At 62.4% G+C, this 26,498-nt stretch carries 17 protein-coding genes; 9 read left to right on the top strand and 8 right to left on the bottom strand.

Annotated elements, in window-relative coordinates; genetic code table 11:
* Window positions 1-27: 27 nt before the first annotated feature.
* From pip to infB, 5 genes are read left to right on the top strand one after another with little or no spacing between them, the layout of a single operon-like run.
* A complete protein-coding gene (gene pip / locus CRO18_RS16920) occupies window positions 28-1,113 on the top strand; it encodes a prolyl aminopeptidase (protein WP_097082991.1) in 1,086 nt (361 codons plus the stop codon).
* Window positions 1,114-1,144: 31 nt separating this feature from the next.
* Window positions 1,145-1,753, top strand: coding sequence for a ribosome maturation factor RimP (gene rimP / locus CRO18_RS16915; protein ID WP_097082990.1), 609 nt, complete (start codon window positions 1,145-1,147; stop codon window positions 1,751-1,753).
* A gap of 3 nt (window positions 1,754-1,756) precedes the next feature.
* The gene (nusA, locus tag CRO18_RS16910; RefSeq protein WP_097082989.1) at window positions 1,757-3,370 is read left to right on the top strand and encodes a transcription termination factor NusA; all 1,614 of its coding nucleotides are present in this window, start codon (window positions 1,757-1,759) and stop codon (window positions 3,368-3,370) included.
* A 1-nt stretch (window position 3,371) separates the two neighbouring features.
* Window positions 3,372-4,001, top strand: coding sequence for an RNA-binding protein (locus tag CRO18_RS16905; RefSeq protein ID WP_076485912.1), 630 nt, complete (start codon window positions 3,372-3,374; stop codon window positions 3,999-4,001).
* On the top strand, window positions 3,998-6,526 hold the full coding sequence (infB, locus tag CRO18_RS16900) for a translation initiation factor IF-2 (RefSeq protein ID WP_097082988.1): 2,529 nt from the start codon (window positions 3,998-4,000) through the stop codon (window positions 6,524-6,526). The genes CRO18_RS16905 and infB overlap by 4 nt, the downstream gene beginning before the upstream one ends.
* A 115-nt stretch (window positions 6,527-6,641) precedes the next feature.
* On the opposite strand, the gene CRO18_RS18915 is transcribed toward infB, so the two are convergent.
* From CRO18_RS18915 to CRO18_RS16880, 4 genes are all read right to left on the bottom strand, one after another.
* Window positions 6,642-6,782: a hypothetical protein gene (locus CRO18_RS18915; protein ID WP_097082987.1), complete on the bottom strand. Its 141-nt coding sequence runs from the start codon at window positions 6,780-6,782 to the stop codon at window positions 6,642-6,644.
* A 201-nt stretch (window positions 6,783-6,983) separates the two neighbouring features.
* Complete coding sequence (locus tag CRO18_RS16890) at window positions 6,984-7,427, bottom strand: (deoxy)nucleoside triphosphate pyrophosphohydrolase (protein WP_170952715.1); 444 nt, start codon at window positions 7,425-7,427, stop codon at window positions 6,984-6,986.
* Window positions 7,424-8,806, bottom strand: a complete 1,383-nt coding sequence (gene argJ / locus CRO18_RS16885; protein WP_097082985.1) for a bifunctional glutamate N-acetyltransferase/amino-acid acetyltransferase ArgJ — start codon at window positions 8,804-8,806, stop codon at window positions 7,424-7,426. The genes CRO18_RS16890 and argJ overlap by 4 nt, the downstream gene beginning before the upstream one ends.
* Window positions 8,807-8,833: 27 nt before the next feature.
* Window positions 8,834-9,694, bottom strand: a complete 861-nt coding sequence (locus CRO18_RS16880) for a peptidylprolyl isomerase (protein ID WP_097082984.1) — start codon at window positions 9,692-9,694, stop codon at window positions 8,834-8,836.
* A gap of 183 nt (window positions 9,695-9,877) precedes the next feature.
* Here CRO18_RS16880 and secA point away from each other — a divergent pair, with 183 nt between their 5' ends.
* A complete protein-coding gene (gene secA, locus CRO18_RS16875) occupies window positions 9,878-12,592 on the top strand; it encodes a preprotein translocase subunit SecA (RefSeq protein WP_097082983.1) in 2,715 nt (904 codons plus the stop codon).
* Window positions 12,593-13,176: 584 nt separating this feature from the next.
* Here the strand turns inward: secA and CRO18_RS16870 are convergent.
* Window positions 13,177-18,216: a RecQ family ATP-dependent DNA helicase gene (locus tag CRO18_RS16870; protein ID WP_170952717.1), complete on the bottom strand. Its 5,040-nt coding sequence runs from the start codon at window positions 18,214-18,216 to the stop codon at window positions 13,177-13,179.
* A gap of 344 nt (window positions 18,217-18,560) precedes the next feature.
* Between CRO18_RS16870 and CRO18_RS16865 the strand changes: the two genes are divergently transcribed.
* Genes CRO18_RS16865 through CRO18_RS16855 form a run of 3 tightly spaced genes read left to right on the top strand, consistent with a single transcriptional unit; the run spans window position 18,561 to window position 20,821 of the window.
* Window positions 18,561-19,157, top strand: a complete 597-nt coding sequence (locus tag CRO18_RS16865; RefSeq protein WP_097082981.1) for a bifunctional 2-polyprenyl-6-hydroxyphenol methylase/3-demethylubiquinol 3-O-methyltransferase UbiG — start codon at window positions 18,561-18,563, stop codon at window positions 19,155-19,157.
* The gene (locus CRO18_RS16860; RefSeq protein ID WP_097082980.1) at window positions 19,154-20,083 is read left to right on the top strand and encodes a phospholipase D-like domain-containing protein; all 930 of its coding nucleotides are present in this window, start codon (window positions 19,154-19,156) and stop codon (window positions 20,081-20,083) included. Before CRO18_RS16865 ends, CRO18_RS16860 begins: the two co-directional genes overlap by 4 nt.
* A 57-nt stretch (window positions 20,084-20,140) precedes the next feature.
* Window positions 20,141-20,821, top strand: coding sequence for a DEAD/DEAH box helicase family protein (locus tag CRO18_RS16855; RefSeq protein ID WP_249276092.1), 681 nt, complete (start codon window positions 20,141-20,143; stop codon window positions 20,819-20,821).
* Between the two features lie 20 nt (window positions 20,822-20,841).
* On the opposite strand, the gene CRO18_RS16850 is transcribed toward CRO18_RS16855, so the two are convergent.
* From CRO18_RS16850 to CRO18_RS16840, 3 genes are read right to left on the bottom strand one after another with little or no spacing between them, the layout of a single operon-like run.
* Entirely contained in the window at window positions 20,842-24,165 is a 3,324-nt protein-coding gene (locus CRO18_RS16850) for an error-prone DNA polymerase (RefSeq protein WP_097082978.1), read from the bottom strand.
* Window positions 24,162-25,634 carry a DNA polymerase Y family protein gene (locus CRO18_RS16845; RefSeq protein WP_097082977.1) on the bottom strand — a complete coding sequence of 491 codons (1,473 nt, stop codon included), beginning with the start codon at window positions 25,632-25,634 and terminating at the stop codon, window positions 24,162-24,164. The genes CRO18_RS16850 and CRO18_RS16845 overlap by 4 nt, the downstream gene beginning before the upstream one ends.
* Window positions 25,576-26,136 (bottom strand): ImuA family protein, encoded by a 561-nt coding sequence (locus tag CRO18_RS16840; protein WP_097082976.1) that lies wholly within the window; start codon window positions 26,134-26,136, stop codon window positions 25,576-25,578. Before CRO18_RS16840 ends, CRO18_RS16845 begins: the two co-directional genes overlap by 59 nt.
* Window positions 26,137-26,498 lie beyond the last annotated feature (362 nt).

Genomic DNA, 26,498 nt, shown 5'->3' with positions numbered 1-26,498 from the left:
GGGTTTCGTGCGTTATATAGTGCGGCAATGGACAAGAACGCAGGGCAAAAGCGCACGGCAAGCGCCTTTCTTTATCCGCCGGTCGATCCTTTCGACCAGCGGCTGCTGGACGTTGGTTTCGGCCATCAAATCTATGTCGAGCAATCGGGGCATCCGCAAGGGCGCCCGGTTGTGGTCTGCCACGGCGGGCCGGGCGGTGGTTCCAGCCCCGCGATGCGGCGGTATTTCGACCCGGCGCATTATCGGATCATCCTGTTTGATCAGCGCGGTTGCGGGCTTTCCAAGCCCCATGCCTCGGTGAACCATAACACCACATGGGATCTGATCGCGGATATGGAACGCATCCGCACCGAGCTTGGCATCGAGAGTTGGATCGTGTTTGGCGGCAGCTGGGGGGCGACGCTGTCGCTTCTTTATGCGCAAACCTACCCCGACCGCGCGCAGGCTTTGGTTTTGCGCGGCGTGTTCTTGGCGCAGCGGTCTGAGCTTGAGTGGTTTTACGGTGGTGGCGCGGGGCAGTTTTTCCCCGACCTTTGGACCCAGTTCATTGCGCCGATCCCGGATGGCGAGCGCCATGACATGATCACCGCCTACAACAAGCGGCTGTTCTCTGGTGACTATCTGCAAGAGGCGCGCTTTGCCCGGCATTGGGCGATGTGGGAAAATGCGCTCGCTTCGGTCGATTACGATGGTTTCCCCGGCGAAGCCCCGCCCGATTACGCCCATGCTTTTGCCCGGATCGAGAACCACTATTTCTCCAACCACGCGTTTTTGGAGGAAGATGGGCAAATTTTGCGTGACCGGCACCGGATCGAACATATCCCCGCCACAATCATTCAGGGCCGGATGGATATGATCTGCCCGCCGATTTCGGCGTGGCGACTGGCGCGCGGTTGGAAGAAGTGCAACCTGCGTCTGGTGCCCGCGGCGGGCCATGCGCTGAGCGAGCCGGGCATCACGCCGCCCTTGTCGCCACCATGGACAAAATGCGGGGCTGACGCGCGCCCGCACAGAAAGCTTGCAACGCAGGCACGATTCGCCTATACGCACATCAACAGCGGCGCTGTGAGGTCCAAACTCGCAGCCCACCGGAACTATGTCGCGGGCCGCTAAGGCCCGTTTTTTGTTTTTCAGGGATCGGAACATGACCGACCTAATCGCCAAGACCGCCATCGACCGGCGCCTGGCAGAAATTATCGGCCCCACCATCGAGGGGCTTGGCTTCGAACTGGTGCGCGTGCGCCTGCAGGGCGGCAAATATCCGCTTTTGCAGATCATGGCAGACCGTCCCGAGGGCGGGATTGATGTCGACGATTGCGCGGCGATTTCCACGGCGGTTTCGGCCGTTCTCGATGTGGAAGACCCGATCGAAGATAAATACACGCTGGAAGTCTCTTCCCCCGGCATCGACCGGCCGCTGACGCGGCTGAAAGATTTCGATGCATGGGAAGGCTATGAGGCCCGGCTTGAAACCTCTGAGCAGATCGACAGCCGCAAGCGCTTCAAGGGAATCTTGCACGGCACCGAGGGCGAAGAGGTGCTGATCGAAATCGAAGAGCAGGGCGAACAGGTGATCATCGGGTTGCAGTTCGACTGGCTCACCGATGCGAAACTGATCCTGACCGACGAGCTGATCGCCGAAATGCTGCGCCAGAAAAAGGCCGCAGGCGTGATCGACGAAGAACAGTTCGACGAGATCGAAACCGAAGACGATACGAATACCCCCGACACAGATCCCGACGAGGAGACCTGAGAGATGGCAATCACCTCTGCCAACCAGCTCGAACTTCTGCAAACCGCCGAGGCGGTGGCCCGCGAGAAGATGATCGACCCCGATCTGGTGATCCAGGCGATGGAAGACAGCCTCGCCCGGGCCGCCAAGTCGCGTTATGGCGCGGAGATGGATATCCGCGTGTCGATCGACCGCAAAACCGGGCGCGCCACCTTCACCCGTGTCCGGACCGTGGTCGAAGATGATGCGGTGGAAAACTACCAAGCGGAACTCACCGTCGCGCAGGCAAAGCAATACAAGGCCGACCCGCAAGTGGGCGATGAAATCATCGACGAAGTGCCCCCGGTTGATCTGGGCCGAATCGCTGCGCAATCGGCCAAGCAGGTGATCTTGCAAAAGGTCCGCGAAGCCGAGCGTGACCGCCAGTTTGATGAATTCAAAGACCGCAAAGGCACGATCATCAACGGCGTCGTCAAACGCGAAGAATACGGCAATATCATCGTCGATATTGGCCGTGGCGAAGCGATTTTGCGCCGCAACGAGAAAATCGGCCGCGAGAGCTATCGCCCGAACGACCGGATCCGCGCCTATGTGAAAGACGTGCGCCGCGAAACCCGTGGCCCGCAAGTCTTCCTGTCGCGCACCGATCCGCAATTCATGGCGGAACTCTTCAAGATGGAAGTGCCGGAGATTTATGACGGCATCATCGAAATTCGTGCCGTGGCCCGTGACCCGGGTTCGCGCGCGAAAATCGCTGTTATCTCGAACGACAACTCCATCGACCCGGTCGGCGCTTGCGTCGGTATGCGCGGCTCGCGCGTGCAAGCCGTTGTGGGGGAACTGCAAGGCGAAAAGATCGACATCATTCCGTGGAACCCGGAACCGGCGACCTTCCTCGTGAACGCGCTGCAACCGGCTGAAGTTGCCAAGGTTGTGATCGACGAAGAAGCGGGCAAGATTGAAGTCGTGGTGCCTGATGAGCAGCTGTCGCTCGCCATTGGTCGCCGTGGCCAAAACGTGCGTCTGGCGAGCCAGCTCACCGGCCTTGATATCGACATTCTGACCGAGGCCGAAGAATCGAGCCGTCGTCAGGCCGAATTCGCTGAGCGCACCAAGCTCTTTGTTGATGCGCTCGATCTTGATGAGTTCTTCGCCCAGCTTCTGGTGGCCGAAGGCTTCACCAACCTTGAAGAAGTCGCCTATGTCGATTTGGACGAACTTCTGGCGATTGAAGGCGTCGATGACAGCACCGCCGAAGAGCTGCAAGCGCGCGCGCGTGACTATATCGAAGAGCAAAACCGCAAAGCGATTGAAGCGGCCAAGGAACTCGGTGTTGAACAGTCGCTGTTTGACTTTGAGGGCCTGACGCCCCAAATGATCGAAGCGCTGGCCCGTGATGACGTGAAGACGCTCGAAGACTTCGCGACCTGTGCGGACTGGGAATTGGCGGGCGGCTGGACCACGGTCGACGGCTCGCGCGTCAAGGATGACGGTATTCTCGAGAAATTTGGCATGTCGCTGGAAGAAGCGCAGGCCCTGATCATGACGGCGCGTATCCAGCTGGGCTGGGTCGACCCGTCGGAACTCGAGACGGCCGAAGAAGACGAAGAAGACACCGAGGAAGAGACCGAGGAATAAGATGAGCCGCGGGGGCCGAGATAAGGAACGCGAAGAGGCGGAACGGCGTTGCATCGTCACGGGCGATGTGGCGCCGAAGGCTGGCCTGTTGCGTTTTGTGCTTGGCCCCGATGGCATGATCTACCCGGATCTGGCCGAAAAGCTTCCCGGCCGGGGGATTTGGGTAACCTCGGAGCGCGCAGTATTGGAAAAAGCGGCCTCGAAAGGGCTCTTTTCCCGCGCTGCAAGGTCGCAGGTACAACTACCCGAAGGCTTCATCGACATGGTCGATGCGGGTTTGGCGCATCGGGTGGTTGAGTTGATTTCGTTGTCGCGCAAGGCGGGCGATGCGGTCTGCGGCTTTGAAAAAGTTAAGGACTGGCTGGCGGAAGGGCGTGCGAAGGTGCTGTTTCAGGCATCGGACGGGTCTGATCGCGGCAAAGGCAAACTCTGGACCCCGCCGGGCGGGCGTTGGTTCGGCTGTTTGACCGCCTCGGAATTGGGTTTGGCTTTTGGCCGCGACCGTGCGATACACGGCGCGCTTGCGGCTGGCGGACTCACCCCGCGTGTGATTAGAGAAGCGGCAAGGCTTGCGGGATTGCGCAAGCAGGACGGCGGCCAGACCGCCATGAAGGATACGAAGACGGCATGAGCGATACGGACGGCAAGAAACCCCTCGGTCTCGGCGGCGCGCGCCCCGGTTCGGTGAAGCAGAGCTTCAGCCACGGGCGCACGAAAAACGTCGTGGTCGAGACCAAGCGCAAGAAGGTGATGGTTCCCAAGCCTGGTGCGGGGGCCTCCTCGAAACCAGCGGGTTCGCCTGCGCTGGGCGATCCGTCGCGCCGCCCCGCAGGCATCTCCGATGCCGAGATGGAGCGCCGTCTGAAAGCGCTTCAGGCCGCGAAGGTCCGCGAAGTACAGGAAGCTGCGCAACGCGCCGCCGAGGAAAAGGCGCGCGAAGAAGAGCGTGAGCGCCGCCGTGCTGAGGCGGAAGCCAAGGAACGCGAAGAGCGTGAGCGCGAAGAGGCGCTGCGCCTGAAGCAAGAAGAAGAAGAGCGTAAGGCCCGCGAAGCCGAGCTGCGTGCGCAACGCAAAGAAGAAGTGCGTGCGAAACCCGCGGCAAAACCCGCGGCCCCGGCCGACCCGGCTGCCGCCGAGGCAGCTGCTGCGCGCGCTGCGACCAAAGGCGTTTCGACCACCGGCCCGCGCAAAACGGACCGGGACCGCGACGACCGCGCAAACACCCAAAACGACCGCAACTCGAAAGGCAAAGGCGACGAAGGCCGCCGTTCGGGCAAGCTGTCGCTGCGTGAGATTGAGGGCGAAGGTGGGCGTCAACGCTCGCTCGCCGCAATGAAGCGCAAGCAAGAAAAAGCGCGTCAAAAAGCGATGGGCTTTGGCCAAAAAGCCGAGAAAATGGTCCGCGAAGTGCAGCTTCCTGAAACCATCGTGGTTTCGGAACTTGCCAACCGTATGGCCGAACGTGGCGCAGATGTCGTCAAAGCCCTGATGAAAATGGGCATGATGGTCACCGCGAACCAAACCATCGACGCGGATACCGCCGAACTGATCATTGATGAATTCGGCCACCGCGCGGTGCGCGTGTCGGATGCCGACGTTGAACAAGTGATCGACACGGTCAAAGACAAAGACGAGGATCTCGTCTCGCGTCCGCCGATCATCACGATCATGGGCCACGTCGACCACGGCAAAACCTCGCTTCTGGATGCGATCCGTCACGCCAACGTGGTGTCTGGCGAAGCTGGCGGCATCACCCAACACATCGGCGCCTATCAGGTGACGACCGAATCGGGTGCTGTGCTGAGCTTCCTTGATACGCCCGGCCACGCCGCGTTCACTTCGATGCGGGCGCGTGGCGCGCAAGTGACCGACATCGTCGTGCTGGTTGTCGCTGCCGATGACGCCGTGATGCCGCAGACGATCGAAGCGATCAACCACGCCAAGGCCGCGCAAGTGCCGATGATCGTGGCGATCAACAAGATCGACAAACCCGCCGCTAATCCGCAAAAGGTCCGCACGGATCTGCTGCAACACGAAGTCGTCGTCGAAGAGATGGGCGGCGATGTGCAAACGGTGGAAGTGTCGGCCAAGACCGGCAAAGGCCTTGATACGCTGCTTGAAGCCATCGCGCTGCAAGCCGAGATCCTTGAGCTGCGCGCCAACCCGAACCGGGCGGCGCAAGGCGCGGTGATCGAAGCCAAGCTGGATGTGGGTCGCGGCCCGGTGGCCACGGTTCTCGTGCAACACGGCACGCTGCGCAAAGGCGATATCTTCGTCGTCGGCGAGCAGTGGGGTAAGGTCCGCGCGCTGATCAACGACCGTGGCGAGCGTGTTGACGAAGCTGGTCCCTCGGTTCCGGTCGAGGTGCTCGGTCTCAACGGCACGCCCGAAGCGGGCGACGTGCTCAACGTGGTGGAAACCGAAGCCCAAGCGCGCGAGATTGCCGATTACCGGAATCAAGCCGCCAAAGACAAACGCGCCGCTGCGGGCGCCGCGACCACGCTGGAACAGCTGATGGCGAAAGCCAAAGCCGATGAAAACGTGGCCGAACTGTCGGTTGTGGTGAAAGCGGACGTGCAGGGCTCTGCCGAGGCGATCGTGCAAGCGCTTGAGAAGATCGGCAACGACGAAGTGCGGGTGCGGGTCATCCACTCGGGCGTCGGCGCGATCACCGAAAGCGATATTGGTCTGGCCGAAGCGTCTTCGGCGCCGGTGATCGGCTTCAACGTCCGGGCCAATGCCCCGGCACGGTCTGCCGCGAACCAAAAAGGCGTCGAGATCCGCTACTACTCGATCATCTATGATCTGGTGGATGACATCAAAGCCGCTGCCTCGGGCCTTCTCAAAGCCGAAGTGCGCGAAACCTTCATCGGCTACGCGTCGATCAAAGAGGTCTTCAAAGTCTCTGGCGTTGGCAAGGTTGCGGGCTGCTTGGTCACCGAAGGCGTGGCGCGCCGCTCCGCAGGCGTGCGCCTGCTGCGCGACAACGTGGTGATCCACGAAGGTACGCTGAAAACGCTCAAGCGCTTCAAAGACGAAGTCAAAGAAGTGCAATCGGGCCAAGAGTGCGGCATGGCCTTCGAAAACTACGAAGACATTCGCCCGAATGACGTGATCGAAATCTTCGAGCGCGAAGAAGTCGAGCGTAAGCTCTAAGGCTTTCGGGCCCGGTTTTCGGATCGGGCCTGCAACCAAGATCGTTGCACAAAACGAAACAGGGGGGCCATGGCCCCCCTTTATTTGTTACGTGAGTGTGTGGTCGTGGCAGCGATCAGGCAGCAGATTTCCGCAAAACCGGTTTCCCGGCGAAGAGACGATCACCGACACGCACCACGATTTTGCCGTTTTCAAGCTGATTTTCGAAAGTTCCCTGCACGGAAACACAGCTGCCGACAACGATGGTGCGAAGCATGAGACATCCTCCCAAGAGTGTTTTCACTCGTGACACTAGTCACATTTCCTTAACAGAGTGCAAATGCAAAAGTAGCGCACCCCGCAATTTCGTATAGTTTTATTGCGCATCGTGACGTTTTAGCGCACGAAAATTTTCTGCACTGCGGCGATTGTTGCCAAAATTGCTGCAATTGCAGCCCAAAGCGTGGCTTTTGGGGCTTTACAGCCAGTCTTGCAGCACAGGAATCAACGGCTCATCCGCAGCGGGCATCGGATAGTCGCGCAATTGCCCGGGCAGCACCCAAGCCAGCTTTTGCCCCTCACGCGGTTGCACGCGGCCCTCCCAACGGCGGCAGGCAAAGACCGGCATCAGAAGGTGGAAGGTTTCGTAGCTGTGGCTGGCAAAGGTCAGCGGCGCCAGACAGCTGTGCCAAGTGTCGATGCCAAGCTCTTCGTGCAACTCCCGGATTAGCGCCGCCTCTGGCGTTTCGCCGGGTTCGACCTTGCCGCCCGGAAACTCCCACAGCCCCGCCATGCATTTTCCCTCGGGCCGCTGCGCGAGCAGCACACGCCCATCCACGTCAATCAGCGCTACCGCGCTGACCAACACCACCTTCCCCGGCGCGACAGGCGCCGGGGTGCCGGGACCGCAACCCCCACTCACGAGCGGTAATCCGCGTTGATGTCGATGTAGCGATGCGTCAGGTCACAGGTGAAGACCGATTTGGCGGCTTTGCCCAGCCCCAGATCAATACCGATCACCAGTTCCTGCCCCTTCATATAAGCGCTGGCGGCCTCTTCGCTGTAATCGGGCACGCGCCAGCCGTTTTCGGCCAGCACCATATCGCCAAAGGAAATGCGCAAAAGGTCCCGTTCCGCCTTGGCGCCGGACTTGCCGACCGCCGCAACAACGCGGCCCCAGTTCGCATCCTCGCCCGCAATCGCGGTTTTCACGAGCGGCGAATTCGCCACCGCCATCGCCACTTTATGCGCATCAGCAGCAGTTTCAGCCCCGCTCACGCGGACCTCCACAAACTTCGTCGCGCCTTCGCCATCGCGCACCACCTGATGCGCCAGATCCATCATCACGCCGCGCAACGCCGCTTCAAAATCTTTCGCAGTCTTGGAGCGCAGATCGGTGATTTCCGCTGCCGGACTTTTGCCCGTGGCGGCCACGATCAGCGCATCCGAGGTCGAGGTATCACTATCCACCGTGATCGCGTTGAACGTGTCATCCACCTGCCGCGAGAGCACCTTTTGCAAAAGCTTCGCCGGGATTTTCGCATCGGTGAAGATATAGACCAGCATCGTCGCCATATTCGGCGCGATCATGCCCGAGCCTTTGGCAATGCCAGCAATGCGGATCGGACCTTCCTCCGTTTCCACCTCGGCGCTCGCACCTTTGGGGAAAGTGTCCGTCGTCATAATCGCACGGGCGGCAGCCTCAATCCCTTTGGCTTCCAGCGCCCCAACAAGCCCCGGCACGGCGGCCACGATCTTGTCATGCGGCAACGGCTCGCCGATCACCCCGGTGGAAGAGGAAAAGACCCGACCAATCGGCAGGCCAAGCGCCTCAGCCACCGCGCCCGTGACCGCATCGACCGAGGCTTGGCCCGCCGCGCCCGTAAAGGCATTGGCATTGCCGGAGTTCACAATGATCGCCGCGCCTGCGGTTTCATCGACCTTGCCGGCGAGCTTCGCTTGGCAATCGAATACACAGGCCGCGCGCGTCGAAGAGGTGGTGAACACCCCCGCCACCGTCGCGCCGGGGGCCACGCGCGCCAGCATCACATCGGTCCGGCCCGCATAGCGCACACCAGCGGCCGCTGCGGCAAAGTCGACCCCTTCGATCACTGGCAATTTGGGGAAGCTTTCGGGCGCGAGCGGCGAGACGGGGGCTTTCACCTTCGCCACCACCTCGGCCACTTCCTCGCGGATTTCGGCCACCGCATCTTCGGTCACATCTTCAAGCTTCGCTTTCAGCCCTTTGACCTTGGCCTTCAGCTTTTCAATCCGTGCTTCAAGCTCTTTCTTCTTACCCATGGCCCTGCTCCGCCCGTTCGTGTCCAATTACTCTTCACCCGTCAGCTTCGGATCTTTCAGCACCGCAGGGTCAATCCCTTCGATGTGCTTTTCAACCGTGGCTTTGGCGATCGTGTCATTCACCCGATCCTCAACCGCCTTTTGACGCAGATCGCCCGCCAAATCGTCGCTCGCTTCTTCCAGCGTCGGCGCGGTGCCAAGGCGGCTTTCGAGCAGCTTCACCACATGCCAGCCATATTCGGTCTGCACCGGGCCTTTAACATCGCCATCTTTCATGCTGGCAACGGCTTCGGCAAAGGGCTGCACCATTTGCTCCAGCCCGAACCAGCCCAGATCGCCCCCATTGGCCGCAGCGCCATCTTGGGACTTTTCTTTCGCCACTTCGGCAAAATCGGCCCCGCCCTGGATATCTGCCAAGATCGCCTCGGCCTCTTCTTTGGTCGGCACGATGATATGCGCGGCATGGAATTCGCGGGTCGGCTCTGCTGCGGCATATTTGGCGTCATAGGCCTCTTGCAGGGTCTCGGGCGTCACGGCGCGGCGCGCAGTATAATCCAGCAGCATCCCGGCCAAATAAGCGCGGCGATCCACCTCCAAAGTGATCTCATCGCGATGGGTCATCATGCCTTCGCCAATCTCGGCGAGCGCGGTTTGCTGGATCAGTTGATCCAAAACGCCATCAAACAAAAGCTCATCGGGCAGCTGTTTGTATTCTGCGGGCAGCGCATTGCGCACGGCCACCATCATGCCAAGCGTAATATCGGTGCCATTGACCGTCGCCACGACCGTATCGGGGCCCAGATCCTTGGCCTCCGTTTCGGCGAAACCTGCCCCCGCAAGGCAAGCCAGCACGGCTCCAACGCCCAGAATTTTGGTGATTTTCGGCATGAAAGCCTCTCCCGCAGGGCCGCGGCACCCCGCGGCGTTGACACTCGGACAGCCGCCCCTTACATCGCCTAGGGTCCTGTGAAGGCAGATCCGCTCCTTATCCGCAAGAGTTCTACGGGCGGGAAAGGAGTGCGGCAAGGCCGCATTTCACACGATTTGGTCAGTCGAACCCGCGGAGAGAAAATGCTGGGCCTCGGATATATTGGAAGAAAGCTTTTCGGCACGCCGAATGACCGCAAGGTGAAGCGGACCCGCCCCCTCGTGGCACAAATCAATGCGTTGGAGCCAGAGTTCGAAAAACTCAGCGATGAAGGGATCATCGCGAAAACGCGCGAGCTGCAAAAGCGTGCGCAATCGGGCGAAGATCTTGATGCGCTGTTGCCCGAAGCCTTTGCCAACTGCCGCGAAGCTGCGCGCCGCGCGCTTGGTTTGCGCGCCTTTGATGTGCAGCTTGTCGGCGGTATCTTCCTGCACCAAGGCAATATTTCAGAAATGAAGACGGGCGAGGGCAAAACCCTTGTCGCCACCTTCCCCGCCTATCTCAATGCGCTGGCGGGCAAGGGCGTGCATGTCGTCACCGTGAACGACTATCTGGCCAAACGCGACGCGGAATGGATGGGCAAAGTCTATGCCCAGCTTGGCCTGACCACGGGCGTTGTTTACCCGTTCCAAGGCGATGCCGAAAAGCGCGCCGCCTATGCCGCCGATATCACCTATGCGACCAACAACGAGTTGGGCTTTGATTATCTGCGCGACAACATGAAAGCGTCGGTCGCGGAAATGTATCAGCGCGACCATTTCTATGCGATCGTCGACGAGGTGGACAGCATCTTGATCGACGAGGCGCGCACGCCGCTAATCATTTCGGGCCCGTCGCAAGACCGCTCCGGACTTTATATGACGCTCGATGCCTATATCCCGCTTTTGGAGCCCGAGCATTACACGCTGGACGAAAAATTCCGCCGCGTGACCTATACCGAGGAAGGCAACGAATTCCTTGAGGTCAAGCTTCAGGAAAGTGGGCTGCTGCCCGAGGGGCAATCGCTTTATGACCCTGAAAGCACCACCATCGTGCACCATGTCACGCAGGCGCTCGCGGCCCATAAGCTGTTCCACAAAGATCAAAACTACGTCGTCGCCAATGACGAGGTGATCTTGATCGACGAATTCACCGGCCGGATGATGAAAGGCCGCCGCCTGTCGGACGGTTTGCATCAGGCGATCGAGGCAAAGGAACGTGTGACGATCCAGCCCGAAAACGTCACGCTGGCTTCGGTGACCTTCCAAAACTACTTCCGTCTTTACAACAAGCTCGGCGGCATGACCGGCACCGCCGTGACCGAGGCGGAAGAGTTTGGCGATATCTACGGGCTGGGCGTAGTCGAAGTGCCGACCAACCGCCCCGTCGCGCGTGTGGACGAACATGACCGCGTCTATCGCACCGCCAAAGAAAAATACGCCGCGGTGATCGAAGCGATCAAATTCGCGCAAACCAAAGGCCAGCCGACGCTTGTGGGCACCACCTCGATTGAAAAATCCGAGATGCTGTCGGAGATGCTGAAAGCCGAGGGCATCGCGCACAACGTGCTCAACGCGCGCCAGCACGAGAAAGAGGCGATGATCGTGGCCGAGGCCGGGCGTCTTGGTGCGGTGACGATCGCCACCAACATGGCCGGTCGCGGCACCGACATTCAGCTTGGCGGCAACGTCGAGATGCAGGTTCTGGCAGAACTCGCCGCGAACCCAGAAGCCAACCCCGACGAGGTCCGCGCCCGGCTGGAAGCCGAACATGCGACCGAGAAGGAAAAGGTGATCGAGGCCGGCGGTCTGTTCGTTCTGGCCACCGAGCGTCACGAAAGCCGCCGCATCGACAACCAGCTGCGCGGCCGTTCGGGCCGTCAAGGCGACCCGGGGCGTTCGCTCTTCTTCCTCAGCCTCGAAGATGACCTGATGCGTATCTTCGGCTCGGACCGTCTTGAAGGGGTTCTGTCGAAGCTCGGCATGAAAGAAGGCGAAGCGATCATCCACCCCTGGGTGAACAAATCGCTGGAGCGCGCGCAAGCCAAGGTCGAAGGCCGCAACTTCGACATGCGCAAACAGCTTCTGAAGTTCGACGATGTGATGAATGATCAGCGTAAGGCGATCTTCAGCCAGCGCCGCGAGATCATGGAAACCGATGAAATCGGCGAAATCGCGCGCGACATGCGCCTGCAGGTGATCGACGATGTGATCGACGATTTCGCTCCGCCGAAATCGTATGCCGATCAATGGGATGTTGAAGGGATGCGCGACGCCTTCCTTGAACAACTGAACATGGAAGTTCCGATTGCCAAATGGGCCGAGGAAGAAGGCGTGGATCAGGAAGTGCTCGCCGAGCGCGTGACCGAAGCGGTTGACGCTTATATGGAAGAAAAGGCGCAGGCTTTCGGTGGCGACACGATGCGGCTGATCGAAAAGCAGGTTTTGCTGCAAACGATCGATGCGAAATGGCGCGAACACCTTGTGACGCTGGAACACCTCCGCTCGGTGGTGGGCTTCCGGGGCTATGCGCAGCGCGACCCGCTGTCGGAATATAAGACCGAGGCGTTCCAACTCTTTGAAACCATGCTGGACAGCCTGCGGTTCGAGGTCACCAAGCGTCTTGGGCAAATCCGCCCGATGACCGAAGAAGAACAGGCCGCAGCGCTCGCACAACAAGGCGTAACTGCAGCAGAGGCTCCGGCCGATGCAGCCCCTGCGGAAGAAGCCGCCGCAGCAGCAGAGACCGCGCCGGTTGCCACCGCAGCCGCCGGGTTCGACGAAACAAACCCCGCGACTTGGGGCGACCCGGCGCGCAATGACCCCTGCCCCTGCGGCTCGGGCGAAAAGTTCAAGCATTGCCACGGCCGTTTGGCCTAAGCTGAAAGCTGAAGAAGATGGCCGACGTCGTCCTAAATCGGACGCCGTTGGCCCCACTGCCTATAAGTAGGGGCGCCGAAAGGCGCCCCTACTTTATTTGGGTGTCTGGTTTCGGAAAATTTATTTCATGCGGCATGCATGGTGCAAGGCGTGCTCCAATCAGATGCAGGTAGAGCGAAACACTGGTACGCGAGGCGGACCAGCCGTCGACCGATCTCTGATGGCGCGTCAGAAAGTGCCATCCACTCAAGCCGGCCGATCATACGCGCTACGTACATCTCCAGGACGGGAAGCATCGGCCTCGGAGCTTCCATCCCGCCCGGCAAATACCAAGTAATCGACACTCAGGGCGGCAAAGCCGCGGCTCGATGACGCCGCAGCGATATGTATGCTCAGCCCATTGCCGTCGGTCGTACGATGCGCGGCATTTCGAAAAAGAAAAACCTCCGATTTTCTATGTTTGCGACGAGCTTTGCTTGTCAGGAAACCGGCCGGGTTACCGAATGCTTTAAGGCATTTACGCGCACCCAATGCTCGCTCTGCCGGTCGCCCCCCCAAAAAAATGCCAGACCTCCTCAAGACCTTCAAAACTTCCGCTCTGCCGCGATCTTGCGAAACACGAATTCCGGCAGGATGGTCTCCCATTCTTCGCGCTTGATATAGGTCCTATATTGCTCTTCGTTGTCCGACTTGCGCCAGCGCACCACCGCGCCGACCTTTCCAGAAACCAGCGAGGTGCCCGCGGGCGGGGCCCAATTTCCAGCCATGCGGCCAAGCACGCGTTCCTTCGCGTCCCAAATCAGCCATTTCCCCTCGCGGTGGGTCAGTGTCAGCGGATCGTCCACCTCGGCTCCCGCAATCGCAGCCAAGGTCGGGCTCGTCCCGGGCAGCCGCCCGGCATAGGAAAGATCGACCGAGCCCATATCGGGAAGCTGATACTGGTCGGGCTCGGGCAAATCGCGGCGCGCTGGCACCTCGATCTTGCGCAGCATTTCGCACTCGCTGTCGGCCTCGACAAAGGCATGCGCGCCTTGCGTCACCACCGCCAGACTGCGCCGCGCGCGGGTCATGGCGACGTAGAAAAGCCTGCGCGGGGCCTCGCCGTCCTCGCCCTTGGACAGGTGCTGCCAGCCGCCGTTCAGGATCACAACATGGTCAAACTCAAGCCCCTTCGCGCGATGCGCGGTCAAGAGCAAAAGCCCCCGTTGCGCGCTGCGAATATCTTGCGCCCATTCGGCCAGCCATTCGATGGCATCAGGCACCGGGATCGTCTTGTTACCCAACTCCCGCGCCAGATCAGCGATGCCCTCGGCGATCAAATCGACCCAGCGGCCGGGGCGCTGCTTGTTCAAGACATCGAGCATGTCCTGAATGCTCAGCATCATCGCCGGGCGCTGCCGCAGCCCCGCCACAAGGCGTTGCATCTCGCGCAGCCGCCAGATGCTCGGCAGTTTCTCGTTCGCCATCTCGACGGGCAGGCACAGCTTCTCGGCATAGGCGCGCACCGGGCCAAGCCTGCGCCAATCGCGCGAGATGATGGCACAGCGCGCCCAAGCGAACCCCGGATCAAGCCGCGAGATCCGCACCAGCTCGTCCACCGCCGCCACGGCCTGCGCCGTGTCGTCGCCCGCCACATCGAGAAACTGCACCCGCCCCTGGCCGACCGGGTCGTACCCCGCCATCACGCCGCCGCCCGGATCAAGGCTGCGCATCTTGTCCACTGTGATCGGATGGCCCGCCTTCATCCGGCCGCGCGCAATGGCGATGACCTGATTGGCCGCGTCCACGATATGCCGGGTAGAGCGGTAATTCTCGGTCAGGAATTTGGGCTTGGCGCGATAATCCTCCTCGAATTGCCGGATGAAGGAAATCGAGGCCCCGGTGAAGGCGTAGATGTTCTGATCGTCGTCGCCCACCGCGAACAGGCTGAGCCGCTGGTCGGGATCCTCAAGCGAGCGCCCGGCCACAGCGGCAATCAGCGCATATTCGCCGGGGCCGATGTCCTGATATTCATCGACCAAAATCCAGCGATAGCCCTGAATGAGCGCCTCGCGCTGCGCCTCGGCCTCGGACCGGCTCAGCCCCTCGCCGTTGATCTGGCGCACGGCCTCGTAAAGCACCGCGTCGAAATCGCGGGTCTCGGCGGCCGTGCCGGCAAAACTCGCCCCCACCAGCCGCATCGCCAGCGCGTGACAGGTTGAAACGGTGACGCGGGCGGCATCCTCGCCCACCAGATGGCGCAGACGGGCGCGGATTTCGGCGGCGGCATGGCGGTTATAACTCAGCACCAGAATGCCACGCGGATCTTCGCGCCGCACCCGCAGAAGATAGGCGATGCGATGCACCAGCACCCGCGTTTTGCCCGAGCCGGGACCGGCCAGAACCAGCACGTTGGTCGCTTCGCGGTCGTCGGCGACGATCTCTTGCTGCACCGGATTGCCAAGGTCTTCCACAATCTGCTTCCACGCCTTGCCGGTGGTCTGGCGCTTCAACTCGACACTCCGCCCGGGCATCCAGCGTTGCAAGAACCGGTCCTGCTCGAGGGCGAAATACTCCTCCGACAGCCGCACCGCCTCGTCGATCTGCGCCAGCCCCTTTTCGGCATAAGCCGCCATCACATGGGTTTGCAGCGTCTGTTCGCGGTAATGTTCTTCAAGCGGTAGGAAGTCCTTCTTTGTGAAGCCCGCCCGCCCGGGGTTGAGATGGATTGTCATCGCCGAGCGGAAAACGGTCAGCCCCTTGCCCAGCGTCAGCACCTGCTGCTCGTGCAGCCACAAAAGGGCGCGCTCCATCAGCTTTGTCATTTCCTTGACGCCAGAGTCTTTCAAAAAGACATCCCCGTTCAGCGCCGCAAGCATCAACCCGATCGTCGTATCGACCTGAATATCCTTGCCGCGCGTGCCGGGGGGCACCTTGGAAATAAGAAACTCAAGCAGCTTTTCTGCCGCCATCCAGCGCAGCGCAGCGGTCTGTTCCACCACGCGCCACGAGCGTTGCAACGTCACCTCCAGCGTCTTGGCGGAAAGCTTGCGCAGCCGGATATTGCCCATGCCGCCATCGCTGTCGCGTCCGTCGCGTGCGATGCTGCGCAAGAGCCGGTCGATGGCGTGCGGGCTGGCATCTACATGGCCATCGCCGCGCAGGATCTGGCTTGCCGCCGCCAGATCGAGGGGGGCGCCATCACCCACGCCGGCCTCGGGCGCCATCTCTCGCATCCGCGCGATCAGCGCCTTTTCCAGCCGCATCGCGCGAGCCAGACGGGGAACAGAGGCGTTTTCAAACCCCACATGCACCGAAACGGTGATCGCAATGTCATTGCGCGCGATGCCAAGGGTTTCCAGATCAGCCATCGCCTTGGCCAGCGCGCGGTGCGTCAACCCACTGACCCCGGTCAATTCGTCGGTGGTTATGCCCTGATCGGGGGGCGTGTTCATCACATGGCGCACGATCGACAAAAGCTGGCGGCGCCGGGCCTCGGTAATCTCGGCGCCCTTCAGCCGCGCTTCGGCTTCACTCAGCGTGCGCACCAGAAGCGAGGAGGGATAGACCTGCACCCGGTTTTCCTCGCGCGCCAGAAGGGCGGCTTCTTCCAGCCAGGAGACGGCGGTTTTCACCCTTGTGTCGTCGGTGGCGCTGTCGCGGGTGAAGTCGTGGTCTTTTTCCTCGCGCACGATCTCGCCCGCCGTCGCCACCACCGTGCCGCTGTTGCGGGAATGCTCGTCGATGCGGCGCAGGGCCTTCAGGATCGCGCCGATCTCGTGTTGCGCAAGGCGCGAGCGGGCGGTGAGGGTGAACTGACGTTCGACATCGTCGGAATGATAAAGCAGCACGCAATTCGCAGGCGCTCGGTCACGCCCGGCGCGGCCCGCCTCTTGCAGGTAGTTTTCAAGCGAGCCGGGAATATCGGCATGAACCACCAGCCGGATATCGGGCTTGTCGATGCCCATTCCGAAGGCATTGGTGGCGGCGATCACCCGCAGATCCCCCACGCGAAAGCGTTCCTGCACCGTCTGTTTGTCGTCGGGCGTCAGGCCGGCGTGGAAATGCTCGGCCGCAAGCCCCTGCATTTTCAGGAACGCCGCCACCCGCTCGGTCTCGGCGCGCGTCGCGCAATAGACCACAGCGCCGGAGGTCTCGCCCTCGGGCATATGCTCTGCGATCACGCTCAGAATGTCGCCCAGCTTCGCGCCCTTGCTGGTCGGGCGCACGGCGAAAGTCAGGTTCGTGCGCGTCGCCCCGCCGTCAAACAGGGCCAGATCTACGCCCAGACGGTCGCGGAAATGCGCGGTGATGTCACGCACCACCTCGGGCTTTGCCGTAGCGGTCAGGCACAGCACCGGCGCGGGCGGGGCGTCGCCGGTGAACTCGCGGATAAAACGGCCAATGTAGCGATAATCGGGGCGGAAATCATGGCCCCATTTCGACACGCAATGCGCCTCGTCGAGCACCCATAGCCCGACCTCGCGTTGCCTCAGCACCGAGCGGACCGAGACCGAGCGCAATTGTTCGGGCGAAATCAGCAAGATCGCCGCCTGGCCCAGCCGCACTCGGTCAAGCGCATCCTGCCGTTCGGGCATCGAGAGCATGCCGTTGACAGTGACCGCGGCGGAAATTCCCGCCCGCTCCATCCCCTGCACCTGATCGGCCATCAGCGCCACAAGGGGCGAGATCACCACGGTGAGCGCCCCAGTCTTGTCGTAAAGGCTTAGCGCGGGCACCTGATAGCAGACCGATTTGCCGGTGCCGGTGGGCAGGATGCCCAGCACATGCGCGTGGCCCATGGTTTCGGCCACGATGGCCTCTTGTAGGGGCCGCCCCGCGCTGTCGGCGGGCTCGGGGCGAAAGCCCGGAAAGCCGAACCATTTCTTCAGCGCTCCCACCGGGTTGTTGCGCTCGGCGCACCAGAGGCAAGTGGGATCGCCGCAGGCCGTGTCGCGCAACTCGCGCACGATCAGCGCCGCTTGCGGAAAGGCGGCACGCACCCAGGGCGGCATGACGGAATCTCCGCCAGCAACGGAAATCCACGCCAGCGCATAGGCCATCGGCCAGCCCGTTTGCGGGTCCGAAAGCGTGTCTAGCAGCGGCCCGATCCGCGCGCCGCAAGCCTTGGCCTCAAGCAGCGACCGGATCGCCGCCAGCGCCGTGGCCCGATCGGGGATGGGGGCCTTGCGAACCTCGGTAAAAACAGCGTCGAACCCTTCGGAGCGATCGGTCCGCGTAGTCAGATAGTGATAGGCGATCAGGGTTTCGGGCGCGGCTGCATAGAGGTCTTTCAGCGCAGTGACTTGGTTTGCCAGCACCTCGAACACCAGCCGCGCGTCGCGTTCCGGGTCGTTCACATGCCCCGCCTGCAAGCGCCCGTCGTGATAGTGCTTCACCAGATGATGATAGGGGTTGCGCGGAAAGGCCAAAGGGTTGAGCCAAAGCGTGTCGATCGGCGCGGCCATCTTTTCGATCAACCGGGGCCGCGCCGCCAGAAGATGCTCGATATCGTGGCGCAGGATATTGTGGCCGAGGATGTGCTGCGTATTCCCGAGCGCCTTTTCCAGCGCATCAAGTCCGTAGCCGATCTCTCCTTTCGGCGCAACGACGGCAGGCCCGTCGCCAAACCGCACCGCCGCCATGTCGAAAATCCGGGCCGTTTTCGGATCGACCTCGAGATCCACCGAAAGACACCGCTCCAGAAGAGGTGTCTTGTCCTCCCCCCGCCGCCGTATAAAATTCAGTAATGCCATCAAGCCCGTGCAGCAGAAAAGTGTTGCGCGAGACTAAAGCGCCGAAACTGTCCCCGCAATACGCGCCGACAGGGTTTTGCCGCTGCCCGGTGCCGCAGGGCGAAGCTTGGGTCTCGACGGATGGTGCCAAACCTGGAACAACTTGAGGGAATTCATCACCCGCGCGGCCCGACGCCCCCGTCCTTGGCGGGTGGCTCGGGAACAGCTTGGGCGCAGGTCTTGCGGAGTTTCGGATGTCCAAAGCCGATTATTATGAAACCCATGCGGCGGAATTTGTCGCGGCGACGGTGGCGGCGGACATGTCGGCACTGCGCCACCGCTTCCTTTCGGCCCTTCCGCCTTCCCAAACCGGCTCTGTCCGCATTCTCGACGCTGGGTCAGGCTCCGGGCGCGATGCCCGCGCCTTCCGCGAAGCCGGTTTTGCCGTCTCGGCCTTTGATGCCTCTGCCGCGATGGTCACCGCGACGCGGGCATATGCGGGGGTGCCGACCCGGCGGATGCGGTTCGAGGATTTCGACTGGGAGCATCGTTTCGAGGGCATCTGGGCCTGCGCATCGCTTCTGCATGTGGCGCGGCAAGACCTCCTGCCGGCAATCGCCCGTTTGGCTCGGCACCTCGTGCCCGGGGGCGTGCTCTATCTCTCGTTCAAGAGCGGCACGCAAACGCGGATCAAGGACGGGCGGCGCTTCACCGACATCACGAGCGACGATCTTGCGCAGGTGCTGAACGACTGCGGCGATCTTGGGCCGCCCGATATCTGGGAAACGCGCGATTGCCGCCCGGACAGGGGGGCAGAGATTTGGGTGAATGCCTTGGTGAAACGCCGATGAGCGATGGCCACCCCAAGGAGAAGAACGACCCGGGTGCCGAAGGGTGCCCGATTTGCGACGCCCCGATGCGTCGCGTCGTCGCCTGCGATGCACAAAGCATGGTCATCCAGAATGGTGCCGGGCTTCTGCTCGCACCGCGCGGGCATGTCGCGCGCTGGCGCGATCTCTCGCCCGGTGATCAAGCCGTACTTGCCGCGCGGATCGGTGCCACGCAAGACCTGCTGGCATCCGGCGACGCCATCGTCCCGGTGACGCTGATCGAAGGGGAAACGCATGTGCATTTTCGTCTCGATCCGCCGGCCCGCGCGCGGCGGGACCCTTTGCCCGGTCTTCCGCACGATCGTGCCCTGATTTCGGGCGGCGAAGACGCCCTGCATGCCCACCTTCGGCCGCTGATCGATCAATCGACGGCGGTGGACCTGTCGGTCTCCTTCCTGATGACCTCCGGGGTGCGTCTGGTGTTGCCGCATCTGCAAGACCTGCTTTCCCGCGGCGGACGGTTGCGTGTTCTGACCGGGGATTATCTCGATGTGACCGAACCCGCGGCGCTGCGGCTGATGACCGATCTCACCGGCGCGCGGCATCTGTTCGTGTTTCGGGCCTCGCGGGTGCCATTTCACCCGAAAGCCTGGCTTTTCACCTTCAAAGACGGATCCGGCGCGCTGATCGTGGGCTCGTCGAACCTGTCGAAATCCGCCCTGACCGACGGGGTCGAGTGGAACCTGCGCCAGTTCGATCGCCACGACACAGCGCCCCTCGCCGCCGCCCGCGCCGGTTTCGAGGCGCTTCTGGCCCGCCCCGAAGTGACGGATCTCACGCCCGATTGGATCGACGCCTACGAGGCGCGCCGGATCGTCCCCCGGCCAGACAAAAGCGGCGCGCCAGAGGAACCGACTGAGCCGCCGCCCGAGCCGCACGAGGTTTAACGCGAAGCCCTCGCCGCGCTGCGGGCCACGCGGGACAAGGGCTACGGTGCCGGGCTGGTGGTTCTGGCCACCGGACTTGGCAAAACCTACCTTGCCGCCTTCGACAGCCTTGACGCCCGACGGGTGCTGTTTGTGGCCCATCGCGAAGAAATCCTGACGCAGGCGATGGCAGCGTTTCGGGCCGTGCGGCCACGGGCGCGAATGGGGCGCTACATCGGCGACGACCGCGAGCCCGAGGCCGAGATCCTGTTCGCCTCGGTGCAGACGCTTGCCCGCAGCGCGCATCTGTCGCGGTTTGATCCCCAGGCTTTTGACGACCTCGTCATCGATGAATTTCACCACGCCGTCACCTATCGCCGTTTGCTGGCGCATTTCACCCCGCGCTTCCTGCTCGGCCTGACCGCCACGCCAGACCGCAGTGACGGCGGCGATCTCTTGGGACTGTGCGAGGAAAACCTCGTTTATGAATGCGATCTCTGGTCCGGTATCGACCGCAAACTGCTGGCGCCGTTTCACTATTTCGGGGTGCCAGATCCAGTCGAATATGCGCAAATCCCCTGGCGACGCGGCAGCTTCGACGAGGCGGCGCTCACCGAGGCGCTCGCCACCCGCGCCCGGGCCGAAAACGCACTCGACCAACTGGCCCGACGCGGTGGCAGACGGCAAGCTCGACATTGTTTTCGCCGTCGACATGTTCAACGAAGGGGTGGACGTGCGCCTTTCGCGGGAACAGCCTAGCGGCCACTCCCCGCCATCGCTCAATGAAAGTCCCGGCTCGGAAATAGCCGCTTGGCCTGTTCGCGCGGGTGGCGCGCGCGCGGGGCGGGGCGTGGGGGGCGCGGGGCGTCGTCGGCTTGGGGCAGCGTGCCGCCGATCCGTTCGGGCATCGGGTGGCCAAGCTCTGAGAGCCTGTGCGAGAGGTCTTCGATCTGCTCTGCAATCAAATGCACCACGATCCCCTCGCGCTCCAATCGCCCGCTCACGTGCAAAAGTCGCCCGCCCATCACCGCGCGGCGGTCGCGTTCGTAAAGCTTGGGCCAGACCACGACATTGGCGAACCCGGTTTCATCTTCCAGCGTGAGGAAAATCACCCCCGAAGCGGTGCCGGGGCGCTGGCGGGTGATCACCAGCCCGCACACACTGGTGCGCCCAAGCGGCGCTTTGGGCAATTGGTCATGACAGGTCAGGCCGGGCAGGCCGGGGCGCAAAAGCTCCATCGGGTGGGCGCGCAAAGTCAGGCGCAGCGCAATATAATCCTCCACCACCTCTTCGCCCAAATGCATCGGCGGCAAGGTGAGCGCAGGTTCTGCCAGCCCCTCGCCATCCAGCGGATTGGCAAAAAGCGGCAAGGGTTTCGGAGCGCGGATCGCGCGTACCGCCCACAGCGCATCGCGCCGGGTGAGCCCCATACCGGCAAAAGCATCGGCCTCGGCCAAGCGTTCGAGCGTGGCGGGCGCAAGCCCGGCGCGCAGCCAGAGGCTTTCAATATCGGGGTAGCCATTGCCCCGCGCGGCCACGAGCCAGCCTGCATCCTCGACCCGCAAGCCCTTGATCTGCCGAAAGCCAAGCCGCAAGGCGAGCCGCCCATCAGCGCGGCGTTCAAGGCTGTTGTCCCATGTCGAATGGTTTACGCAAACCGGGCGCACCTCTACCCCATGTTCGCGGACATCGCGCACGATTTGCGCAGGCGCGTAAAAGCCCATCGGCTGGGCATTGAGCAGCGCGCAGGCAAATATCTCGGGGTGGTGGCATTTCAGCCAAGAGGAGACATAAGTCAGCATCGCAAAGGCCGCCGCATGGCTTTCGGGAAAGCCGTAATCGGCAAAGCCTTCGATCTGGGCGAAACAGGCCTCGGCAATCTCTTGCGCATAGCCATTGGCGCGCATCCCGCCAATAAAGCGTTCGCGGTGTTGTTCAATCGTGCCCATGCGCCGGAAGGAGGCGAGCGAGCGGCGCAACTGATCCGCCTCTTCCGCCGAATAGCCCGCGCCGACCACGGCGATTTGCATCGCTTGTTCTTGAAAGAGCGGCACGCCGAGCGTTTTGGCGGTGACGGCAGCGAGCGCAGGGCCGAAAGGCTCGGGCGCCTCCAGCCCCTGACGGCGGCGGATATAGGGTTTGACCATGCCGCCTTGGATCGGGCCGGGGCGGACAATCGCCACCTCGATCACGAGGTCATAGAAGGTTTCAGGCTTCATCCGGGGCAAAAAGTTCATCTGCGCGCGGCTTTCGACCTGAAACACCCCCACCGCATCGGCACGGGTGAGCATTTCATAGGTGGCGCGGTCTTCTTGTGGCACGGTGGCAAGGCTGAGCCGCTCGCCCTTGTGGGCCTCCAGCAGATCGAAACTTTTGCGCAGGCAGGTCAGCATCCCAAGGCTGAGGATATCGACCTTGAGGATACCAAGCGCGTCGATATCGTCTTTGTCCCATTCGATACAGCTCCGCCCCGCCATTGCGGCGTTTTCAATTGGGCAAAGATCATCCAGCCGCCCGCGGGTGATGATAAAACCGCCGACATGTTGGCTCAGATGGCGCGGAAAGCCGATAATCTCGCCAATGAGCCGGATGGTGAGCGCCAAGCGCCGGTCTTCGGGGTTCAGCCCCACCTCGCGCAGCCGCGCGGGGTCTGCCCCTTGGTTCGACATGCCCCAGATCTGGCCCGCAAGGGCTGCCGTGACATCGGCAGAGAGTCCCATCACCTTGCCCACCTCGCGGATTGCGGCACGGGAGCGGAAATGGATCACCGTGGCACACAGCCCGGCGCGATCGCGGCCATAGCGGTCGTAAATCCATTGGATGATTTCCTCGCGCCGCTCATGCTCAAAATCCACATCAATATCGGGCGGCTCGCCGCGATGGCGCGAGATGAAACGCTCAAACACCATGCCGATCATCTCGGGCGCGACATCGGTGATGCCGAGCAGGTAGCACAGGATCGAATTGGCCGCCGAGCCGCGCCCTTGGCACAAAATTCCGCGTCGTCGCGCCTCGGCTACGATGTCATGCACGGTGAGGAAATAGGGCGCATAGCCCAGTTCCGCGACCAGCCCCAATTCCTTGGCCATCAGCTTATAAACGCGTTCCGAGGCCCCCTCGGGGTAGCGCCGCGCAAGCCCCTCACGCGCAAGCCGGTCCAGCCGGATTTGGGCGGGTTCGCCATCGCTGGCCTCATCGGGGTATTCATAGCTGAGTTCCGACAGATCAAAGCTGCACCGCGCGGCGATTTCCAACGTGCGCCGGATCGCGGCGGGGTGGTGGCGGAAAAGCCGCGCCATCTCCCCCGCGCTTTTCAACCGCCGCTCCCCATTGGGCAGCGCGCGGGTGCCAATGGTATCAATCGTCAGCCCCTCGCGCAGGCAGGTCAGCACATCGGCGAGCGGGCGGCGATGCGCTCGATGCATCAGCACATCGCCCAACGCAACCATCGGTGTATTGGCGCGCAAAGCGAGATCGGCACAGGCGCGAAACCACGCCTGATCGGAGCCGTCATAACGCGGGGCGGCCCCCAGAAAGACATGGCTGGGAAAGGCGCGTTGGAGTGTTTGAAGGGGCGCGCGGATCGCCCCAGTCTGTAGCGTTTCAGGCGCGCTTGGGGGCGGCAAAGCGATCAAGATCATGCCCGCACAGCCCGCCACCAGATCGCTCAGATCAAGATGGCACTCGCCCTTGGCGGCACGGCGCTTGCCCAAGGTCAGGAGCCGCGAGAGTCGCTCATAGGCAGCGCGGTCCGTGGGCAAAGCAAGCAAATCGAGCGGGCAATCACGCAGCACCAGCCGCGCCCCCACAATCAACCGAGGCAAGGCTGGCGTGTCGGGCCGGGCTAAATCTTGCGGCCTGCCCACCGCTTGGCGCGAGGACGGGTCCACCTGCGCGCTGGAACGAATGCGCAGCCCCGCCGCCTCTTCGCGCAGGGTTTTGAGTGCTGAGAAGGCCCGCACCACACCCGCCAAACTGTTACGGTCGGTGATCGCAAGCGCCCCTAGCCCCAATTCCGCCGCGCGGGCCACCAATTCCTCGGGGTGCGAGGCCCCGGTGAGGAAGGTGAAATTGGAGGTCACGCAAAGCTCTGCATAGCTCATGCAAATTCTCCCTGCACAAACCAGCCCGGATCTTGCGGGGTGTAAAACATCCACAACCGCCGCCCCTCGCGCGTTTCCACCCGCCAGTAATCGCGCAGGCCCCGGCGCCAATTCTCATCCTCGATCCACCATTCCGGGGCGATGCGTTCGGGCCCGGTGGCGCGCCCCAAGTTGAGCCGCATCCCCCGCCAGCGGAAACTGCGCGGCGGCTCGGTGCCCTGTGCGGCAATAGGTTCTGGCGGGAACAAACGCAGCGGGCGTGGGCGCGGCGTGGTAAAGCCGCCCTGCGGGGCGCTGAAGGCCGCAGGCGCCAGCAAAAAGGCGCGCTCGGGGATGTGACTTTCTGCGGGCAAAAACCGCAGCACATTTTCCAGCCCGATCCACGTGCCGATCCGGGTGATCAGATCGGCCAGTTGTTCTGGCGGCGCATGGCCGGGCGCAGCGCATTGTAAAGCATTGCTTTGCGGCGGGGCTAGCTTTTCCACCTGCACCGCCTCCAGCCGCATCTGATCAATGCCAAAGCCAGCATCCACATCTTCCAGCCCACGGGCAAAAAGCGGCAAGATGCGCGCAGGCTCCCGCATCGGGGCGGCCAAGCGCAATTCCACCTGCTGGCTCGCCTGATCGACCTGGCGCAGGGTCAGGCACAGCCGCCGCGCGCCCATTTCCTGCGTGGCGAGCTTTTGGCACAGCGGGGCAAGCAAGCGTTCCAGCGCCGCTTGCACATCCGCCTGCAAGCCGATCGGCTCGGGCAAGGTCATCCGGGTGGCAAATTGCGGCGGCTCGGCCTCGGGCGTCACGGGTTCGGGCGCATGGCCAAGGCATTGATCCAGCCGGGTCAGCAGGTCTTGCCCGAACCGCCGCGCAAGCGGCGCGCGCGGGTTGGCAGCCAAATCACCGATTTTGCGCAGCCCCAACCGCTGCAACGCGACCACCGTATCGGCAGGCAGACGCAGCGCCGCAACGGGCAAAGAGAGCAGCGTTTCTTCACTGCCGCCAAAATGCGCCACCGCCCAAGCCGCCCCGCGTGACGCCGCAAGGCCAAGCTGCGCTGTCACCCCCGCGCGGGCAAGCCGGGCTTGCATATCGGCCAGCATCGCCGCCTCGCCCCCAAACAGATGCACAGACCCGGTGATGTCGAGCACCAGCCCATCCGCGCCCTCAAGGCCAACCCAAGGGCAATATCGCTCCGCCCAACGGCGCAACAGCCGCAGGAAACGGGCATCTTGGTCGGGCCTTGCGGGCTGGCTGATCAGGCTTGGGCAAAAGCTGCGCGCATCGGCCATGCGCATGCCGCGGTGCAGCCCGGCGCGTTCGGCGGCCCCATTGAGGCAATAAATCGTTTCGCTGGAGCCGATTCGTTGGAACAGAGCAAAGGGGCCTTCGACCGGGCGCGCGCGTAAAACCCGGTCACTCGCCAGCCGGGGAAACCAGATCGAGACGATGCGCCTGTGCGTTCCAGCAAACATTCCACGCGCCCAATGTTCCCATTTTGTTCTTGATAATTTCCCAGCGCATCAGAGTCGAGTCTTCGCGCTTTGGATCGAACACAGGCGTGGCGCGCCAGCGGGTTTCAGCAGCGTTTGAGCCCATCCCCTCGGGGATCAGACACAGCCCGATGCTGCCCCCGGTGCCTGCCGCCAATTGCAGCCGCCGCCCCTCGCGCAGGTCCAGCGGGCGGGTGATTTCGAGCACCACCAAAGCCACAGCCCCATCCTTCAGCGCCTCTTCCGCAACGGCGAGCGCATCGGTTTGGTTGGCCGGGCGCGCCAACAGCACGCGCGTCGGATCCAGCACAGGCAAGAACCCCAAAGGGTTGAGCGTGTCACTGTGCCAGCTTTCGCACAGCCAAAGCACCGCCCCCGGCACGGAGGCAGCAAGGCACGCCGCGAAGCTAGGCGCGACAGGGCCACAAACCTCATAAACGCGCGCCGGACGAAGGGGGAAGGGAAGAGCAAGATCACGCAGCATGGGGAGAGGGTAAGGCGATTGCGCGGCCTTGCCAACGGCTGGGCGAGTGCTCGGCAGAGCTGCGGGCAGGAACTGCGCGCAATCTGTGCCGCTTAAGTTCGCCCCCAATCCACAAATCCATCAAGTGGGCTCGCATTGGGGCAAACGTCCCACCGTTTTGGGACGATCTTCACCTCGCAAGAATCTGAGTGAAACGGGCTCACCGGGATAAACTTTTCCCGGTTCTTCAAATACGGCATGAAAAGGGCGGTGCGGGCAAACCCTGCGCCGCCTTTTGCTTATTTTGACAATATCGTTAACGGATTCACCAAATCTCGGGCAATCGCGAGGCAGGGGCCTGTAAACAATGCCCCGGTTCGGCC

Source organism: Rhodobacter sp. JA431, from assembly GCF_900217725.1.
In the GTDB taxonomy this organism is placed as follows: domain Bacteria; phylum Pseudomonadota; class Alphaproteobacteria; order Rhodobacterales; family Rhodobacteraceae; genus Rhodobacter; species Rhodobacter aestuarii.
The sequence above is the reverse complement of the archived record's forward strand: the minus strand, read 5'-3'. Positions and strand labels throughout refer to the sequence as shown.

Excerpts from the sequence above, each read along its gene's own strand:
- pip (WP_097082991.1), top strand. The coding sequence starts at position 28 with ATGGACAAGAACGCAGGGCAAAAGCGCACGGCAAGCGCCTTTCTTTAT.
- rimP (WP_097082990.1), top strand. The coding sequence starts at position 1,145 with ATGACCGACCTAATCGCCAAGACCGCCATCGACCGGCGCCTGGCAGAA.
- nusA (WP_097082989.1), top strand. The coding sequence starts at position 1,757 with ATGGCAATCACCTCTGCCAACCAGCTCGAACTTCTGCAAACCGCCGAG.
- CRO18_RS16905 (WP_076485912.1), top strand. The coding sequence starts at position 3,372 with ATGAGCCGCGGGGGCCGAGATAAGGAACGCGAAGAGGCGGAACGGCGT.
- infB (WP_097082988.1), top strand. The coding sequence starts at position 3,998 with ATGAGCGATACGGACGGCAAGAAACCCCTCGGTCTCGGCGGCGCGCGC.
- CRO18_RS18915 (WP_097082987.1), bottom strand. The coding sequence starts at position 6,782 with ATGCTTCGCACCATCGTTGTCGGCAGCTGTGTTTCCGTGCAGGGAACT.
- argJ (WP_097082985.1), bottom strand. The coding sequence starts at position 8,806 with ATGGGTAAGAAGAAAGAGCTTGAAGCACGGATTGAAAAGCTGAAGGCC.
- CRO18_RS16880 (WP_097082984.1), bottom strand. The coding sequence starts at position 9,694 with ATGCCGAAAATCACCAAAATTCTGGGCGTTGGAGCCGTGCTGGCTTGC.
- secA (WP_097082983.1), top strand. The coding sequence starts at position 9,878 with ATGCTGGGCCTCGGATATATTGGAAGAAAGCTTTTCGGCACGCCGAAT.
- CRO18_RS16870 (WP_170952717.1), bottom strand. The coding sequence starts at position 18,216 with ATGGCGGCGGTGCGGTTTGGCGACGGGCCTGCCGTCGTTGCGCCGAAA.
- CRO18_RS16865 (WP_097082981.1), top strand. The coding sequence starts at position 18,561 with ATGTCCAAAGCCGATTATTATGAAACCCATGCGGCGGAATTTGTCGCG.
- CRO18_RS16860 (WP_097082980.1), top strand. The coding sequence starts at position 19,154 with ATGAGCGATGGCCACCCCAAGGAGAAGAACGACCCGGGTGCCGAAGGG.
- CRO18_RS16850 (WP_097082978.1), bottom strand. The coding sequence starts at position 24,165 with ATGAGCTATGCAGAGCTTTGCGTGACCTCCAATTTCACCTTCCTCACC.
- CRO18_RS16845 (WP_097082977.1), bottom strand. The coding sequence starts at position 25,634 with ATGTTTGCTGGAACGCACAGGCGCATCGTCTCGATCTGGTTTCCCCGG.
- CRO18_RS16840 (WP_097082976.1), bottom strand. The coding sequence starts at position 26,136 with ATGCTGCGTGATCTTGCTCTTCCCTTCCCCCTTCGTCCGGCGCGCGTT.